1 protein-coding gene is annotated in these 276 nt (G+C 51.4%); it reads left to right on the top strand.

All coding sequences use genetic code 11. The annotated features are described in order from the left end of the window. Positions 1-9 precede the first annotated feature (9 nt). A partial coding sequence (locus AC1RPY_RS07860) for a hypothetical protein (RefSeq protein WP_481763128.1) occupies positions 10-276 on the top strand: 267 nt, incomplete at its 3' end.

Genomic DNA, 276 nt, shown 5'->3' with positions numbered 1-276 from the left:
ACTGTGGGGTTGGCCGAAAAGATTCAAGCGCGTATGAGTCATTATCCCCGCATCCGTCTGACAGATACAGAGGAACTGGGCAACATGCAGCGCTGGTCCTACAATCAGGCCGGCGCAAAAACTCGCGAAGCAAGCGGTGTGCACAGACGTGACAGATTCGACGCAAAACTAGGAGATAATAAAAAGCTGTACAGTTCCCTCAGTATGCAAATTTCACGGCTGAAGAAAAAGCTGGCGCTCGATCCTGATGACAGAGCCCTGCAAAAAGAGCTGGGG

It is taken from the genome of Dellaglioa sp. CoH-56-MRSF-12 (genome assembly GCF_056782075.1).
Note: the sequence above shows the minus strand (reverse complement) of the source record. Positions and strands in the feature narration are given on the sequence as shown.